General features: G+C 41.0%; 9 protein-coding genes. 7 read left to right on the top strand and 2 right to left on the bottom strand.

Annotated features, from left to right (window positions below; genetic code table 11):
* Positions 1-1,343: 1,343 nt before the first annotated feature.
* Positions 1,344-1,835, bottom strand: coding sequence for a hypothetical protein (locus DFQ04_RS03510; protein ID WP_133552734.1), 492 nt, complete (start codon positions 1,833-1,835; stop codon positions 1,344-1,346).
* A 382-nt stretch (positions 1,836-2,217) separates the two neighbouring features.
* Here DFQ04_RS03510 and smc point away from each other — a divergent pair, with 382 nt between their 5' ends.
* From smc to DFQ04_RS03475, 7 genes are all read left to right on the top strand, one after another.
* On the top strand, positions 2,218-5,757 hold the full coding sequence (smc, locus tag DFQ04_RS03505) for a chromosome segregation protein SMC (RefSeq protein WP_133552732.1): 3,540 nt from the start codon (positions 2,218-2,220) through the stop codon (positions 5,755-5,757).
* Between the two features lie 30 nt (positions 5,758-5,787).
* The gene (locus tag DFQ04_RS03500) at positions 5,788-8,583 is read left to right on the top strand and encodes a type I restriction endonuclease subunit R (RefSeq protein ID WP_133552730.1); all 2,796 of its coding nucleotides are present in this window, start codon (positions 5,788-5,790) and stop codon (positions 8,581-8,583) included.
* Positions 8,583-10,256, top strand: coding sequence for a type I restriction-modification system subunit M (locus tag DFQ04_RS03495; protein WP_133552728.1), 1,674 nt, complete (start codon positions 8,583-8,585; stop codon positions 10,254-10,256). The genes DFQ04_RS03500 and DFQ04_RS03495 overlap by 1 nt, the downstream gene beginning before the upstream one ends.
* Positions 10,256-11,857 (top strand): restriction endonuclease subunit S, encoded by a 1,602-nt coding sequence (locus DFQ04_RS03490; protein ID WP_133552726.1) that lies wholly within the window; start codon positions 10,256-10,258, stop codon positions 11,855-11,857. Before DFQ04_RS03495 ends, DFQ04_RS03490 begins: the two co-directional genes overlap by 1 nt.
* Complete coding sequence (locus DFQ04_RS03485) at positions 11,838-13,622, top strand: restriction system-associated AAA family ATPase (protein WP_133552724.1); 1,785 nt, start codon at positions 11,838-11,840, stop codon at positions 13,620-13,622. Before DFQ04_RS03490 ends, DFQ04_RS03485 begins: the two co-directional genes overlap by 20 nt.
* Positions 13,622-14,701 (top strand): HNH endonuclease, encoded by a 1,080-nt coding sequence (locus DFQ04_RS03480; protein ID WP_133552722.1) that lies wholly within the window; start codon positions 13,622-13,624, stop codon positions 14,699-14,701. Before DFQ04_RS03485 ends, DFQ04_RS03480 begins: the two co-directional genes overlap by 1 nt.
* A gap of 189 nt (positions 14,702-14,890) precedes the next feature.
* Entirely contained in the window at positions 14,891-15,127 is a 237-nt protein-coding gene (locus tag DFQ04_RS03475) for a hypothetical protein (protein ID WP_133552720.1), read from the top strand.
* 77 nt (positions 15,128-15,204) lie between these two features.
* On the opposite strand, the gene DFQ04_RS03470 is transcribed toward DFQ04_RS03475, so the two are convergent.
* Positions 15,205-15,600: a hypothetical protein gene (locus tag DFQ04_RS03470; RefSeq protein WP_243739624.1), complete on the bottom strand. Its 396-nt coding sequence runs from the start codon at positions 15,598-15,600 to the stop codon at positions 15,205-15,207.
* Positions 15,601-16,162: the final 562 nt, after the last annotated feature.

Below are 16,162 nucleotides of genomic sequence, written 5' to 3'. Positions count from 1 at the left end.
AAAAACCACATAGGAACATAGATTTTCTCGCAGAGGCGCTAAGACGCAGAGAAAAAGGTTCAAGTGTCAATTGTCCCATAGGGACTAAAGCTCGGTAGGAAAATACAAGATGTTTTTTTTCTCGCTGGTGTAGGGATTTGATTAGGAATGTATCTCCAATTACCAGCGAAATGGAAAGAATTCTTCTTTCACAAGTATTTTCATTTTTTACCGCAGAGACCAAATAGAGAAAATAAGATAAAAAACATCAAATACCGGTCATCAGTCCAACGTCACTGCGAGGAGGAAACGACGAAGCAGTCTTTCATTGAGGATAAGATTGCTTCGTGACTCTTTCGATTTCAATTGAGTTTAGGATTTTTCAGGAGTCACTCGCAATGACGCATCACCGGTCATCGGTCACCCAACATCGATCATCCGACATCAAAACCTCCCAACTTCCTACTTTAAAACCACATAGGAACATAGATTTTCTCGCAGAGGCGCTAAGACGCAGAGAAAAAGGTTCAACTGTCAATTGTCCCATAGGGACTAAAGCTCGGTAGGAAAATAGAAAATGTTTTTTTCCTCGCTGGTGTAGGGATTTGATTAGGAATGTATCTACAATTACCAGCGAAATGGAAAGGATTCTTCTTTCACAAGTATTTTCATTTTTTACCGCAGAGACCAAATAGAGAAAATAAGATAAAAAACATCAAATACCGGTCATCAGTCCAACGTCACTGCGAGGAGGAAACGACGAAGCAGTCTTTCATTGAGGATAAGATTGCTTCGTGACTCTTTCGATTTCAATTGAGTTTAGGATTTTTCAGGAGTCACTCGCAATGACGCATCACCGGTCATCGGTCACCCAACATCGGTCATGAAACATCCAAACTCCCTAACTTCCCTACCTCCCACTCAAAAACCACATAGGAACATAGGATTATTCCAGTACGCTAAAAACACCTGTCATCCGTCCATCGTCACTGCGAGGAGGAACGACGAAGCAGTCTTCATATAAGGATAAGATTGCTTCGGGGCATTTAAGAATCGATAGAATCATGAAAAGATTCTGCCCCTCGCAATGACGCATCATCGGTCATCGGTCACCCAACATCGGTCATGAAACCTCCAAACTCCCTAACTTCCCACCATCCTACTTTAAAACCACATAGAAACATAGATTTATTCCAGTACGATAAAAACACCGGTCATCCGTCCAACGTCACTGCGAGGAGGAACGACGAAGCAGTCTTTTCTTGAGGATAAGATTGCTTCGTGACTATTTGAATTTCAATCGAGATTAGGATTTTGTTGAGTCACTCGCAATGACGCATCATCGGTCACCCAACATCAAAAAATCAAAAATACTTAGGCTTGAGAATCTCAGACACCACAACAGCATCCTTCAAAGTCTTGGGATTCTTGAGCAATTCTGCATAAGGATTCACCTTTTTGTTTTGCAAAGCATCATAATCCATCTTAATCAAAGGAGTGGAAGGAATGGAATGCGGGTTTGCAAAGGCCTGGTAAGGATTTGTCTTCGTCTTGTCAAAAGCCCCTTCGTAGTACTGGATTTCATCATCTTCCTCTTCCTGTACCACCACTTTCTTTCTCGGTGCAGGTCGGGTAGATACAGGAACAGGCTGAGGTTTAGGAGCCACAGGTTCCGGAGCTGGAGGATTTTGGGCATTTCGGATTTCCTTCAGGAGTTCTTCAAAAGTCATCCCCTTCTGCGGAGCAGGTTTGGATTCAGGCATATCCACACCTTCTTGCCCCTGCTTTTTCTTCGAAAGCTGATAAATAAAGTACCCTACTACCGCGACGATGTATATGAGGTTGCCGATATCCATTTCACTAGTTTAAAGTTTAAAGTTAGAAGTTTAATTGAAATACAGTGGAAATACGCTCCCTTCGGTCGGGAAATAATAGAAATACAGTGGAAATACTTGGAAAAACGCTCCCTTCGGTCGGGAAATAATTAGAAATACGGTGGAAATACTTTGAAATACGCTCCCTCCGGTCGCGAAATACTATTTTGACTTGTGCCCTAAAATATTTCACCGACCAACGGGAGGTGTATTTCACGAAGTGTATTTCAGCGAAGCTAATATTTCCCGAAGCGAAGCTGAGGGTATCTCGCGAAGCGTATTTCACGTAGTGTATTTCAATTTCTCTTTGTCAAATAGTCTAATCCATGCTATTTTGTTAGCTTTTAGAAGGAAGTAAAAAGGAATGCTACTTAGTAAACTGGAAATCAAAGGCTTTAAGAGTTTTGGGGACAAAATGGTCATCCACTTCGACAAAGGAATCACCGGTGTGGTGGGTCCTAATGGCTGTGGTAAGTCCAATGTAGTCGACGCCATCCGCTGGGTGTTGGGGGAACAAAAATCCCGCATGCTCCGCTCCGACAAGATGGAAAACGTCATCTTCAACGGCACCAAAAACCGAAAACCCACCAATATGGCTGAGGTTTCCCTGACTTTTGAAAACACCAAAAACCTCCTCCCTACTGAATACACGCACGTCACCATCACCCGTCGCTACTACCGCACGGGAGAAAGCGAATACCAAATCAACGGAGTCACCTGCCGACTGAAGGACATCACCAACCTCTTTATGGACACGGGGATCAACTCCAATTCCTACGCGATCATCGAACTCAAGATGATCGACGAACTCCTCAACGATAAGAACAACTCCCGTCGGGAGCTTTTCGAAGAGGCTGCTGGGATACATAAGTTTAAAAGCCGCAAGAAGGAAACTCTACGCAAGTTGGAGGATACCGACGCCGATCTGGCTCGGGTGGAAGACTTGCTCTACGAGATCGATAAAAACCTCAAGTCTTTGGAAAAGCAGGCCAAGCAGGCTGCCAAATACTTTGAAATCAAGGTGGACTACCGAAAAGCCAGCATCAATCTGGCTAAGAAGTCTATCGAAAAATATTCCCAAAGCCTGATCGAGGCCAATGCCAAAATCCAGGGAGAATCCGATCGCAAGCTTCAGGTGCAAACCCAGATCGCGGATCAGGAAGCTCTTTTGGCACAACTCAAGTCCGACCTCATCCATAAGGAAAAACTCCTCGCTTCCCGACAAAAGACCCTCAACGAGCACGTGAATAAAATCCGGGCTTTTGAGTCGGAGAAGAAAATCAAAAACGAACGCCTTCGCTTTTTGGAGGATAGATCCCAGGCTTTGCGTGAGCAAATCGACACCGACCGCAAGTCCAACGACCGGGCAGGATTCTCCATCCGCTCCTTGCAGCAGGAGAAAGAATCTGCGGAGAAGATTTTAGCGGAAAAAGAAGTTATTGTCTCCCAACTTCGTCAGGAATACGATGGACAAAAGATCATTGCTTCCGAAAAGCAGCAGGCCCAAAAGGAAGTTTCCCTTCGCTTTGAAAGCCTAAAGGAAAGAGTCTACCAACTCGGCAAGGAAGTCGAGATCAAGCAAATCCAACTCAGCACGCTGAAGCAGGAATTGGAGCGGACTTCCTCTGATGATTCCTCTCAGGAAGCGAATCTGGCGGAGTTTGAAGACAAACTGGTGGAGCTCAAAGCCGAACTGGATCAGGCTCAAGCTGAATATGGAGCTCTTAAGGCCAAGCAGGAAGATCAGGATCAAAAGATCGAGGAGACCAACCGCGTGATCGAAATGATCCGGGAAGAGTTGACGACTTCCTCCCGCAAGCTGGACTCCAAGACTAACGAATACAATCTGACCAAATCCCTGGTCGAAAATCTGGAAGGCTTCCCGGAGGCGATCAAGTTTCTGAAGAAAAACTCCACCTGGGGAAAGGATATTCCCCTACTCTCCGACTTGCTCACCACGGATGAAAAGTACCGGGTGACCATCGAAAATTACCTGGAGTCCTACATGAACTATTACGTGGTGGACACCGAGGCGCAGGCCATTGCCGCCATTCAGCTCTTGAGTGATGCGGCCAGAGGAAAGGCCAATTTCTTTGTACTGGAGCATTTTGAGCGCTTCAAGCCTAGCCAAAGCAAGCTTTTCGCCAATGCCTTGGCCGCGACTGAGATCATCGAATTCGATGTGAAGTACAGCCGCCTGATCAACTTTATCTTGGACAATGTCTACCTGGTGCAGGGGGATTACAAGGATTTTCCACCCGATCCGGACTGCATTTTCCTTTCCGAATCCGGCAAATACACCAAGCGTAAATTCTCCCTTTCAGGGGGTTCGGTGGGTCTTTTCGAAGGAAAAAGAATAGGCCGGGCCAAAAATCTGGAAAAGCTGGACAAGGAAATCAAAGACCTGGGCAAAAAGGTCAGCACCACCCGCAGCAATCTGGACCAAAAGCTAAGCGACCTGCTCAAGCTTAAGGAGGTCAGCTATAAAAAAGCCCTGGAGGAAAGCCAAGCCCAAATCAACGAGCTGAATTCAGGCTATGTCTCCATCCGTACCAAAAAGGAACAGCTGGCCGAGCTCCTTACCTCCAATGTGCACAAGCGGGAGGATATTCTGGAGCGCATCGCCACTTTGGAGGAAAGCCTTGCTGACATCCTTCCTCAGCTCACTGACGAAAAGGCCCAGTTCGAAGGACTGGCGGAGCAAGTCAGCATCCTTACCGAAGAGACAGAAGCAGAAAACAAAAAACTGGCGGAGAAGTCCCAGACTTTCAACCAGGAAAATATCACCTATATCCAGCAGGTCAACCGGGTAAATAGCCTGGAGCAGGAGATCGAATTCAAGCAAAATGCCTTCGAAAGCTCCAAGGAGCGCATAGAAAAGTCTCAGTCCGAACTCGCCCAACTGGATGCAGAGATCAAATCCCTGCTGGAAAACAACGAGATCAAGGATGACGAACTGATCGAGCTTTACTCCGAAAAAGAAGGCATCGAGCAGGGCGTGACCGAAGCCGAAAAGGACTACTACGGAGCCCGTGGCCTGATCGACGAGACGGATACCCGCATCCGCAGCCTGCAAAAGGCCAAGGAAGGTTTCGACCAACTCCTACAGGAGCTGCACAACAGCATCAACGAGATCAAGCTCAAGATGAGCGGGATGAAGGAGCGACTCAGCGTGGAATTCGAGCTGGATCTGGATCAATTGATGGAAGAAAATCCAAACCTGGAGGAGGAATTTCTGGACTTTTCTGAGGAGGAACTACGGGAACTTGTCCGCAAGCAAAAGGAAAGACTGGAAAAGATCGGACCGATCAACCCTATGGCCATGGAAGCCTACGACGAGATCAAGGAGCGCTACGACTTTATCCAGGGACAAAAAGAAGACCTGATCCAAGCCAAAAACGGCCTGCTCACCACCATCTCCGAGATCGATCAGGTGGCTAAGGAGACTTTCCTCACCGCTTTTTCCCAAATCAAGGAAAACTTCGTCAAGGTCTTCCGCTCCCTCTTTACCGAGCAGGACGACTGCGACCTGACTCTGGTGGATCCGGAGAATCCTCTGGAATCCCCGATCGAGATTATGGCCAAGCCTAAGGGTAAACGTCCACTGACCATCAATCAGCTGAGCGGAGGGGAAAAGACCCTGACTGCCACTTCCCTACTCTTTTCCATCTACCTGCTGAAGCCTGCCCCCTTCTGTATCTTCGACGAGGTGGACGCCCCACTGGACGATGCGAACATTGACAAGTTCAACCAAATCATCCAGAAGTTCAGTACCGATAGTCAGTTTATTATCGTCACGCACAACAAGCGCACCATGGCCAGCACGGATATTATCTATGGGATCACCATGATCGAAGCGGGGGTGTCGAGAGTAGTGCCAGTGGATTTAAGGGAGTTGGCTTAAAAAGTAATTTTTAAATAATTTTTTAATTGAATGAATGAATCGAAGACAAGAAAGGAAATAATTGATTCACGCCTCAAAAATGCGGGATGGAATATTAATGACCGATCTCAGGTAGTTATTGAGTTCGATATAGTTGTGGATCAAAGTCTAGTTCAAGAAGGCAGAACACCTTATTCAGGCCATCAATATTGCGATTACGTTTTACTCGGTAAAAATGGTAAACCATTGGCAGTAATAGAGGCAAAAAAAGCTAGTGTTGATGCGAATATTGGAAAAGAACAAGCCAAACAATATTGTTATAATATTCAATCAAATGTTGGAGGCGATTTACCATTTTGTTTTTATACCAACGGTCATGAGATCTTCTTTTGGGATCTCGAAAACTATCCTCCAAGAAAAGTGCATGGTTTTCCGACCATAGACGATTTACAACGCTATAAAAACCTTCGACAATCAAGGAAAGCATTAGCAAGTGAATTCATTAACACAAAAATTGCAGGACGAGATTATCAACAAAGAGCGATCCGTTCAGTGTTAGAAGCTGTTCAGAAAAGGAAGCGAAAGTTTCTTTTGGTTATGGCAACTGGAACCGGAAAAACAAGAACCTGCATTGCATTGGTTGAATCTTTGATGAGAGCAGGTTGGGCTGAGAGAGTGCTTTTCCTTGTTGACCGAATTGCGTTACGTGACCAAGCTTTGGATGCATTCAAAGAACATCTCTCAAATGAACCAAGATGGCCGAAAGTTGGCGAAAAATCAATTGCACAGGATAGACGAATTTATGTTTCCACCTATCCAACAATGCTGAACATCATTCGAGATGAAAACAATTCGCTTTCTCCTCACTTCTTTGATTTAATCGTTGTGGATGAAAGCCACAGAAGTATTTACAATACTTATCAAGAAATTCTTGACTATTTCAACACAATTACCCTTGGATTAACTGCAACTCCAACTGATGTTATAGACCATAACACTTTTGAATTGTTCGAATGTGAAGATGGCGTTCCAACTTACGCTTACTCTTATGAAGAAGCCGTAAATAATATTCCTCCCTACCTGAGCAATTTTCAGGTAATGAAAATCAAGACCAAATTCCAAGATGAAGGAATAAGCAAAAGAACCATTTCTCTGGAAGACCAAAAGAAACTGATTCTAGAAGGAAAAGAAATTGAGGAAATAAACTATGAAGGAACTGAACTTGAAAAAACAGTTAGCAACAGAGGCACAAATGCATTGATTGTAAAAACCTTCATGGAAGAATGTATCAAAGACCCGAATGGAGTTCTTCCTGGCAAAACAATTTTCTTTTGTGTCGGTAAGCGACATGCAAGAGAAATTGAACACATCTTCGACAATCTTTATCCTGAATACAAAGGTGAATTAGCCAAGGTCATTGTATCGGATGACCCAAGAGCATATGGTAAAGGTGGATTGTTAGACCAGTTCATTCATAATGACATGCCAAGAGTTGCCATCAGTGTTGACATGTTGGATACGGGAATTGATGTTCGTGAATTAGTCAACTTGGTTTTTGCAAAACCAGTCTATTCCTATACCAAGTTTTGGCAGATGATAGGTAGAGGAACTCGTTTGTTGGAGCCAACCAAAATGAAACCTTGGTGTGCTGAAAAAGACGTTTTCCTTATTATGGATTGTTGGGACAATTTTGAATACTTCAAACTCAATCCTAAAGGAAAAGAATTAAAGCCTCAAATTCCATTACCCGTTCGACTTTTCGGTTTACGTCTGGATAAAATTGAGAAAGCGATTGAAGTCAACGAAACTGAAATTACATCTCGTGAAATCATCAAGTTGAAAAAGCAAATTGAGAGCTTACCTCAAAATTCAGTGGTTGTGATGGATGCTAAAAATGACCTACAACGACTGGACGATAACAATTTCTGGAATCACTTAACAGTAGATAAAATTGGTTTTCTCAGAACGACAGTAAAACCATTGATGAGAACCATTTCCGATACCGACTTTAAAGCAATGCGGTTTGAAAAGGATATAGTAGAAGTGTCGTTGGCTCAACTAAATCAGGAAACAGAAAAATATGACACACTTCGTGATGGAATTGTTGAAACCATTGCTGAACTGCCGACATCAATAAACATAGTTGCGAAAGAAGCTGAATTGATTCGTCAATCTCAAACCAATCAGTATTGGGCTACCATCAACGAAGACAAGTATGATGCCCTGATAAACAAGCTTGCTCCATTAATGAAGTTTATTGAATCTGCGATTGTTCCTCTTGGCCCTGCTAAATTCAATTTGCAGGATATCATCACACAAAGAGAATTTGTTGAATTTGGACCACAACATGAATCGGTTAGTATTTCGAGATACAAAGAGTTGGTTGAAGAAAAAATAAACGAACTAACCGAAACCAACCCACTATTAAAAAAGATAAAAGCAGGTGAATCAATTTCAGATGAAGAAGCTCATAAATTAGCTGAAGAACTTTATGAAGAACACCCAAATATTACAGTTGATCTTCTTCGAAGAGTGTACAACCATCGTAAAGCTCAGTTGATTCAATTCATCAAACATATTTTGGGAATTGAAATTTTAGAGTCTTTTCCTGAAACAGTTTCAAAAGCATTCAATGATTTTATTACGGCCCACAGTTATTTAGGCAGCAGACAATTGCAGTTTTTGGACTTGCTAAAAAACTACATCATTGAAAGAGGTGAATTGAAAAAACGCAACTTGATTGAATCACCATTCACCATGCTCCATCCTGACGGAATCAGGGGCGTATTCAATCCAAAAGAGATTGATGAAATTTTAAGTTTAACTCAAAAATTATTGGCGGCATAATGTTACAGAACAACGCAAATCTAAAATCTACCATTAACAATCTTTGGAATACATTCTGGAGTGGCGGTATAAGCAATCCTTTAACAGCAATTGAACAAATTACCTACTTGCTATTCATGAAACGACTAGATGACATGGAAGCAAAGAGGGAAAAGGATGCAGAATTTACTGGAGAACCATATACTTCTAGATTTAGCGGAACTTATATCCCTCACTTTGATGATACTGAGCTTTATTTTGACAAAGGTGACCACCCTAGCGGGCGAAGTGAGAAAGAAATAGCAGCTATAGTGGCTGAAAACAAAAAACCAAGAGATAAAAACGAATTACGTTGGTCTTTTTTTAAAACCATGGCTCCAGCTGAAAAAATGTTGGAACATGTTCGTTTCAATGTTTTTCCATTTATCAGGACTCTAAATGGAGAAACTTCTCCATTCACCAAACACATGGCCAATGCGGTTTTCATTATTGAAAAACCCTTGTTGTTGGTTGAAGCCATCAAACAAATTGAGTTAATCTTTCAGGAAATTGAAAAAGACGCCATTAAAGGCGGTCATGCATTTCAGGACATTCAGGGTGATGTGTATGAAATGTTGTTGAGCGAGATTGCAACAGCAGGTAAGAACGGCCAATTCCGAACACCAAGACATATTATAAAGCTAATGTCTGACTTAGTTGAACCGAAGTTGGGAAAACGAATTGCCGACCCAGCCTGCGGAACAGGTGGATTTTTATTGGGAGCATATCAATACATTTTGAGTGATTTGGTTCGCCAGAAAGATCCTTCCAAACTGGTAAAAGACAATGATGGTTTTGAAAGAGGATCACTTTCGGCTGTGCTTACCGAAGAGGTAAAACAGATTTTGGAGGACAGTTTCTTCGGCTATGATATTGACATTACGATGGTTCGTCTTGGATTAATGAACCTCATGATGCACGGTATCGACAATCCGCATATCGACTACAAAGACACCTTAAGCAAAACCTATAATGAAGATGCTCTATACGATATTGTAATGGCAAATCCACCATTCACGGGCAGTATTGACAAAGGTGACATCAACGAAAACCTAAAACTGCAAACCACTAAAACCGAATTGCTTTTTGTGGAACGCATTTACAATATGCTTAAAATGGGTGGTGTGGCTGCCATTATTGTGCCTCAAGGCGTATTATTTAGCTCAAGTAATGCCTTTATTCAACTACGTAAAAAGATGGTGGAAGAAGCCGAATTGAATGCTGTGATTACTATGCCTAGTGGTGTTTTTAAACCCTATGCTGGTGTGAGTACATCCATTCTCATTTTCACCAAAGGTGGGGTAACTGAAAACACTTGGTTTTATGAAATGAAGGATGACGGCTATGAATTGAATGACAGACGAGCCGAGAAATTCAAAGAAGGTGGTGCCAGAGATTTTGGCGACTTACAAGACATAATTACCAAATACAGAAGCCGTAATCCTGAAAAAGACAACGACCGAACTGCTCAATGCTTTTTTGTTCCTAAAAAGGAAATTGAAGACAACAACTACGACTTAAGCATGAGCAAATACCAGGAACAGATATTTGAGGAAATTGAGTACAAAGACCCTGCGTTGATATTGGAAGAATTAGAAAAACTGGAAGAAACCATTCAGGCAGAATTAAAAACCTTAAAAGACATGATTGCCTGATGGAAACCAAAGAATATAGATTAACGGACATCTGCGACTTTCAGGGCGGCACACAACCTCCGAAAGAAGAGTGGATAAATGAGCCAAGAGCTGGCTTTGTCCGAATGCTACAAATCCGTGACTTTACGCAAGGAAAGGAAGAACATATTGCCTATGTAAAGGACACGAAGAAACTCAACAAGTGCGAAGAAGATGATATTCTGATTGGTCGCTATGGTGCTTCAGTTGGAAAGATATTAACAGGATTAGCAGGAGCATTCAACGTTGCTATCATTAAAACCATTCCCAATGAGGAACTACTTTCAAAACGCTACTTGTATTATGTGTTAACAGGAACAGACTTCCAGAATTTTATCTTGAACATTGGAGCTCGAGCAGCACAGGCAGGTTTTAACAAGAATGATCTATCGCTCTTTAAACTTCATATTCCAGCTTCATTAGAAGACCAAGAAAGAATTGCTGATGTATTAGAAAAAGCACAGCATCTTATTTCGAAACGAGAACAAAGCATCGATTTACTAGATGAATTTCTAAAAATGAAATATTTAGAAATGTTTGGTGATCCATTGACTAACAACATGAAATTGCCGATGGACGAACTAGATAATTTGGCAGATGTATTAACTGGTCATCCATTTAAAAGTGAAAATTATACTGATTCTTTATCAGGAATAAGGCTTTGTGGCGGATTCATAATAATGCCTGAAAGGATTCAATGGGAAGACTCAAAAAGGTGGCCTCACAAAGAAATTGATGGTCTCGAAAATTATTTTTTGCAAGAGAGAGACATTGTACTAGCAATGGATAGACCTTGGATTTCAAGTGGTTTTAAAATTGGTCAAGTAGATAAGGAGGGGATTCCTTCTCTATTAATTCAAAGGACAGCAAGAATTAGAGCAAAAAAGATCAATCAAAATTTTTTGTATTATTCTTTAAGAAACAGAGCGTTTAAAATTCACTGTAAACCTACCGAGACAACAGTTCCTCATATTTCTCCAAGAGATATAAAGTCATACAAAATACTTTGTCCACCCCCTGCACTTCAAGAACGTTTTTCAAGCATTGTTGATCAATCGCTAAAAATCAAATTACTATTAATAGAGAGTAAATCTGAGCTAACAAAAACACTCAACACTCTAAGTCATAAAGCTTTAAAAGGTGAATTAACGGTTATTGAAAAAGTAGTTTTTGAAGGCGCCAAAAGAGTTCAATCCAAAATCAGAGGGGAAGTTGTTGTCATTGATAAGATTAATAAAGAGCTTGAGGAATTTCACAGAAACCAGCCACATACGGGCGCACCTGATGAAATAGATAATACCATTCGGCAACTTGAAGCAGAGTTAAAGATAAAAGGAGAAATTCCCTTTTGGGAAGAATACGTAAAATACCGCATTGTTAAGGGCAAATTCAAAGAAGCATTTACATTCGATCAGCTTTGGGAAGAAATCACCAAGTTTCCATTTGAGACTGTTCCCGAATATGATGAAGTGGCAACACTACTTTTCAAATGGTTGTCAGAGGAAAACGCCTTTATCCGTCAGCAATTCAATGAATCCACCAAACAAATAGAACTCATCGTCAATGAAACTGCTAAGGCTTAAACTGAATACCGATTTCAGAAGCCTGCAAGCAGGTTTTGAAGTTCACTTCCTTCGTGATTTTGACAAAGCGAAGATGTGGGACTTTATGCCTTATTGTTTGGTAGGCAGAAATGGAAGTGGCAAGTCGAACATTCTGGAAGCATTGGCAGCTATATTCTATCACATAGAGTGCATTTATTTGGAAAACAAACCTGAAGGTTTTGAAGGTGAAGGAGATTTTAATCACATTCACACTGATGGATTTTTTGCAGAATATTGTTCGCCAGATGCTTTTGAGTTAGAATATATTCATTACCATAACGGCAGTTATTCAGATGATTATAGTTCTGATTATGACATTAGCTATGATGCTCATATTTTAATTTCAAAAAAAATAAACGAATCACCTGAAATCCTATGGCTTAATCGAGAAGAACTAGGTCGAGGTAAGGAACAGAAATTAAGTCGAATTGAGGTAAAAAAAGTATTGCCAGATTATGTAATCGGCTATTCATCAGGTGAGAATGAAATTTTGAGTTTGCCATTTTTCAAAATGAGATTTCTTCATTATGACGAATATGAAGATGCTTTACGTAACGAAACAGGATATTCACAACCTGAAGGTCGCTTGGTGTATCTGGACAATCAATACAGCCAAGCCGTTTTTCTGACCAACTACCTGATGCAGGATGAAAAAATCCTGCTGCCAATATACAGGGCAATTGGTATCAAATCCATCAAACAGTTTCGCATCATCATACGCCAAGGTGTTCCCATTGCCAAATACAGAACCGAAGAGAATGTCTCGGCATTACGAGCAGACGAACTGGAAATAGACAACAAGGATGTTTTCGAATTGACCTACAATTTGAAAAAGCGACCAGAAGTTCTCGCAACCGAGTTAAAGGCAATTGACAAGCTAAAGAATTGTGCAACCAGCCAGTTTTTTGATGCAGAGAATAAAGTGCTTTATCTCGATTTTTTCATCGACCCAGACCATCGAAACGAACAAGGAGAACTCATTGAATTGAGTGAGATGAAAAAAGCTTTTCAGGGAAACTTTGAAAGTACTTTTGAATTGTTTAGAACCTTCCAAATACTGCTGACCTTGAACTTGTATGAAGTAGATGTACAACTCAAGCAGGATTTATATAAATCAGGAAGCCTTTATGTAAATGAAACCGTTCCTAAACTACCTTCTGATAAACGTGTTATGCGTTTCAAAGATTTCAAAATTGAGAAAGAAGGTAATAGAGATGATATTTCGATCAAATCGCTATCTGATGGTGAGCATCAGTATTTGCACGCAATGGGGATTTGTTTGCTTTTCAAAGACACAAACTCTCTTTTCTTACTAGACGAGCCTGAGACACATTTCAATCCAGATTGGCGAGCAAAGTTCATTTCAACTTTGAAAGACTGTTTGAACCAACCCGAAAAGAGAAATATGAGGGAATTACTCATTACTTCCCACTCTCCTTTTATCATTTCAGACAGTCATGAAGAAAATGTGTTGGTCTTCAAAAAAAATGATGAAACGAGGATTGTAACTGTAGAAAGACCAGGCTTCAATACGTTTGGAGCTTCTGTGAATCAGATTACACTAAAGGTATTTGAGAAACATGAGACGATTGGCGGATTTGCTAATTCTGTTTACGATGAGCTTTATGACCGACTAGAAAAAGGAGAAGATCCTGACATCCTAATTCAAATAGCTAATGACCGATTAGGTGACTCGGTAGAAAAAGTAATGTTTGTCAATAAAGCACTAGAAAAGAAAAAATAATGTTGTTTCCATATCAATTCATAGAGAATCATAGCATTTATGCACTACAGCAGTGGATGGATGATTTGTTTCTAAATGTTTGGTGCACTGCAGACGCAGCGGTTGATTACAATATTGACCTGTTACCAGATGACTTGAAAGAAATCACCCTTGCAATCTTTTATGATGCAAGAATCACAACTGATTACCTGTATGGTCCTATTGAAAGGGTTTACATTATTTTTCAAGGGTTTGACCAGCCAACAAAGGATTTGTTAGCTCAAGCCTACAAGAACAACAATAATGTTCTTGATTTATGCAAACAGCAAAATGGATGCAATCCATATGTTTATTCAACTCTACAAGCATTGAGTGAACCATTGAAAAATGAGCTGATTTCATTTTATAAAAGTCTTTTCACGAGTGTAATTCATCTGAAAGCAGTTCAAGATAAGATTGGAACAATTGATAGTCACTATGACGAATTCGTAACTACAAATGATGAACGCAAATGTCCTTTTTGCGGACTAAATAGTATCAAAGGGCCAAATCGGACAGTACGTGATGCTTACGACCATTATTTACCGAAAGACATTTATCCATTTAATTCAATCAACTTTAAGAATCTAGCTCCAATGTGTCATGAGTGTAACTCTTCACACAAACTGAGACAAGACCCGATTACAAGTCCAAACACGAATGCTAGACGGAGAGCTTTCTTTCCTTACGACACGGACAATGGTTATGAAATTAATATTGACTTGACATTTTCAAATCCTGACATCAATACCCTATCTGAAAATGATGTGACTGTGAATCTGACATCACCTACTCATCAGCAGGAAGTTGATACTTGGAAAGAAGTTTTTGGAATTGAAGAACGTTACAAAGAAAAATGTGCTTCAAAGACAGATGGTAAATATTGGTTTATGCAAATTCACGATGAATACAACAATTTACCTTTCATTTCGAAGGTTTTTTACTCTAAGGGTAAGCATATTCAAAATGTAATTAAGTCAGCTAGAACAAATCCGTTTGCAGCAGGTAATTTTATAAAAGCCTCATTTCTGGAATCGTGCGCGAAAATGGGAATAATTTGAGCAATAAGCCCCTCTGGGAGTTGAATACCTAATTAGGACTAAGCGGAGTTTGCAACTCCGCTTATTATTTGAAGGAATTTGCAATTCATAAACTAGCCCCTCCCCCTTTCCAACCTTATTTACCTATCCTTTAAACCTATTTATGATTCGCTTAAGCTTCTGAGCTTCGACATATACCCAAGGAAGCTCATGCGTGAACTTAGTTACCTCAAGCTTGAGGCTTTTTGCTTTAGGGGTGAAGAGAATAAGGTCACGGTATACCCAGATCGCTTCGAGGGAATCCCTCGGAAGTTTGCGGGTGAAGCTCCATGGCTCAGCGGAATCCCGCAGAAGTTTGATGCCATAGATCAGAAGCTTGATGTTGAGCTTCGGAGGCTTGAAATCGAACTTAATAAGCTTGATTTTGATCTTCTGAAGATTGATTAGGAAAGAGAAATATTCCCTAAAAAGAAAAGGCCGAGTGGATTCACTCGGCCTTTGGGCAATTACGCGACTTTTGCTACTTAAGACTCAGCATCCCCATCTTTAGGTTTGCTTCGTTTCTCCCAGCGTTTGCGAAGCTCCTCATAGATGGGCTTGGCATCGGGTACATTCATCCTGACTCCCATTTTCACGGCCGTATAATAGGCCAGGGCAGGTTCAAGTACTTCCTTGCCAGCTTCCATCACGGTATCGTTGAGGTTGCTGCTGAGCTGATCCACTGTACGAAGTATCGGAAGCAACTGGGAAATGGCTTTCCAGTCCTTGTGCATTTCCGGCACGTTCGTAAAGGGATTGAGAAACTGTGGATTGGATACCACATAGTCCATTACCTTTCCTACGAAAGGTTCCGTGGCCTCACCCATTTTGAGCATCTTACGACGCTGATCCTCGGTGAGTGCGATCAAGTAGGGATTCAAAATATCCCCTACAGTTTTGAGGGCGGCTTTGACCGCCAGGATATCCGCTTCTGGGATATCGATGGAAACTTTATTTTCCATTCTTTTAAAAATTAATGGTTGAACAAAAAAACAACACAGTACAAAAAGTAACTGTAATGAAATTTAGGAGGTTAGTTTGAGAAAAACAAGAGGTTAGTTAAGGATTTTAAGGATTGGCGTTCAGGGCTTTAAGGTGTTTTTAAATTGGATTCAAGAGATGCCTTTGCCATAATTGAATCCTTGAATTTTGCCTTTCTTTTATCGCCAAAATTCTATTTCCATTTCGCTGGTAATTGGATATCCATTCCTAAACAAATCCCTGCACCAGCGAGGAAAAAACATTATTTATTTGCCTACCGAGCTTTAGTCCCTACGGGACAATGGATTGTTGAATCATATTCTCTGGGTCTTAGCGCCTCTGCGGTTTAAAGTGGGAAGTCAGGGAGTTAGGGAGTTGGGATGTCTGATGTTTGATGGGAGATATCTTATTTTCTCTATGTGTCTATGTGGTTTAAAAAAACAAAATCCATGCGAAAGAATA

The sequence above is a fragment of the Algoriphagus boseongensis genome (assembly GCF_004362805.1).
Taxonomy (GTDB): Bacteria; Bacteroidota; Bacteroidia; order Cytophagales; family Cyclobacteriaceae; genus Algoriphagus; species Algoriphagus boseongensis.
The sequence above is the reverse complement of the archived record's forward strand: the minus strand, read 5'-3'. Positions and strand labels throughout refer to the sequence as shown.

Coding starts and splice junctions, on each gene's coding strand:
- DFQ04_RS03480 (WP_133552722.1), top strand. CDS start 13,622: ATGTTGTTTCCATATCAATTCATAGAGAATCATAGCATTTATGCACTA.
- DFQ04_RS03485 (WP_133552724.1), top strand. CDS start 11,838: ATGAAACTGCTAAGGCTTAAACTGAATACCGATTTCAGAAGCCTGCAA.
- DFQ04_RS03495 (WP_133552728.1), top strand. CDS start 8,583: ATGTTACAGAACAACGCAAATCTAAAATCTACCATTAACAATCTTTGG.
- DFQ04_RS03500 (WP_133552730.1), top strand. CDS start 5,788: ATGAATGAATCGAAGACAAGAAAGGAAATAATTGATTCACGCCTCAAA.
- DFQ04_RS03490 (WP_133552726.1), top strand. CDS start 10,256: ATGGAAACCAAAGAATATAGATTAACGGACATCTGCGACTTTCAGGGC.
- DFQ04_RS03475 (WP_133552720.1), top strand. CDS start 14,891: ATGCGTGAACTTAGTTACCTCAAGCTTGAGGCTTTTTGCTTTAGGGGT.
- DFQ04_RS03510 (WP_133552734.1), bottom strand. CDS start 1,835: ATGGATATCGGCAACCTCATATACATCGTCGCGGTAGTAGGGTACTTT.
- smc (WP_133552732.1), top strand. CDS start 2,218: ATGCTACTTAGTAAACTGGAAATCAAAGGCTTTAAGAGTTTTGGGGAC.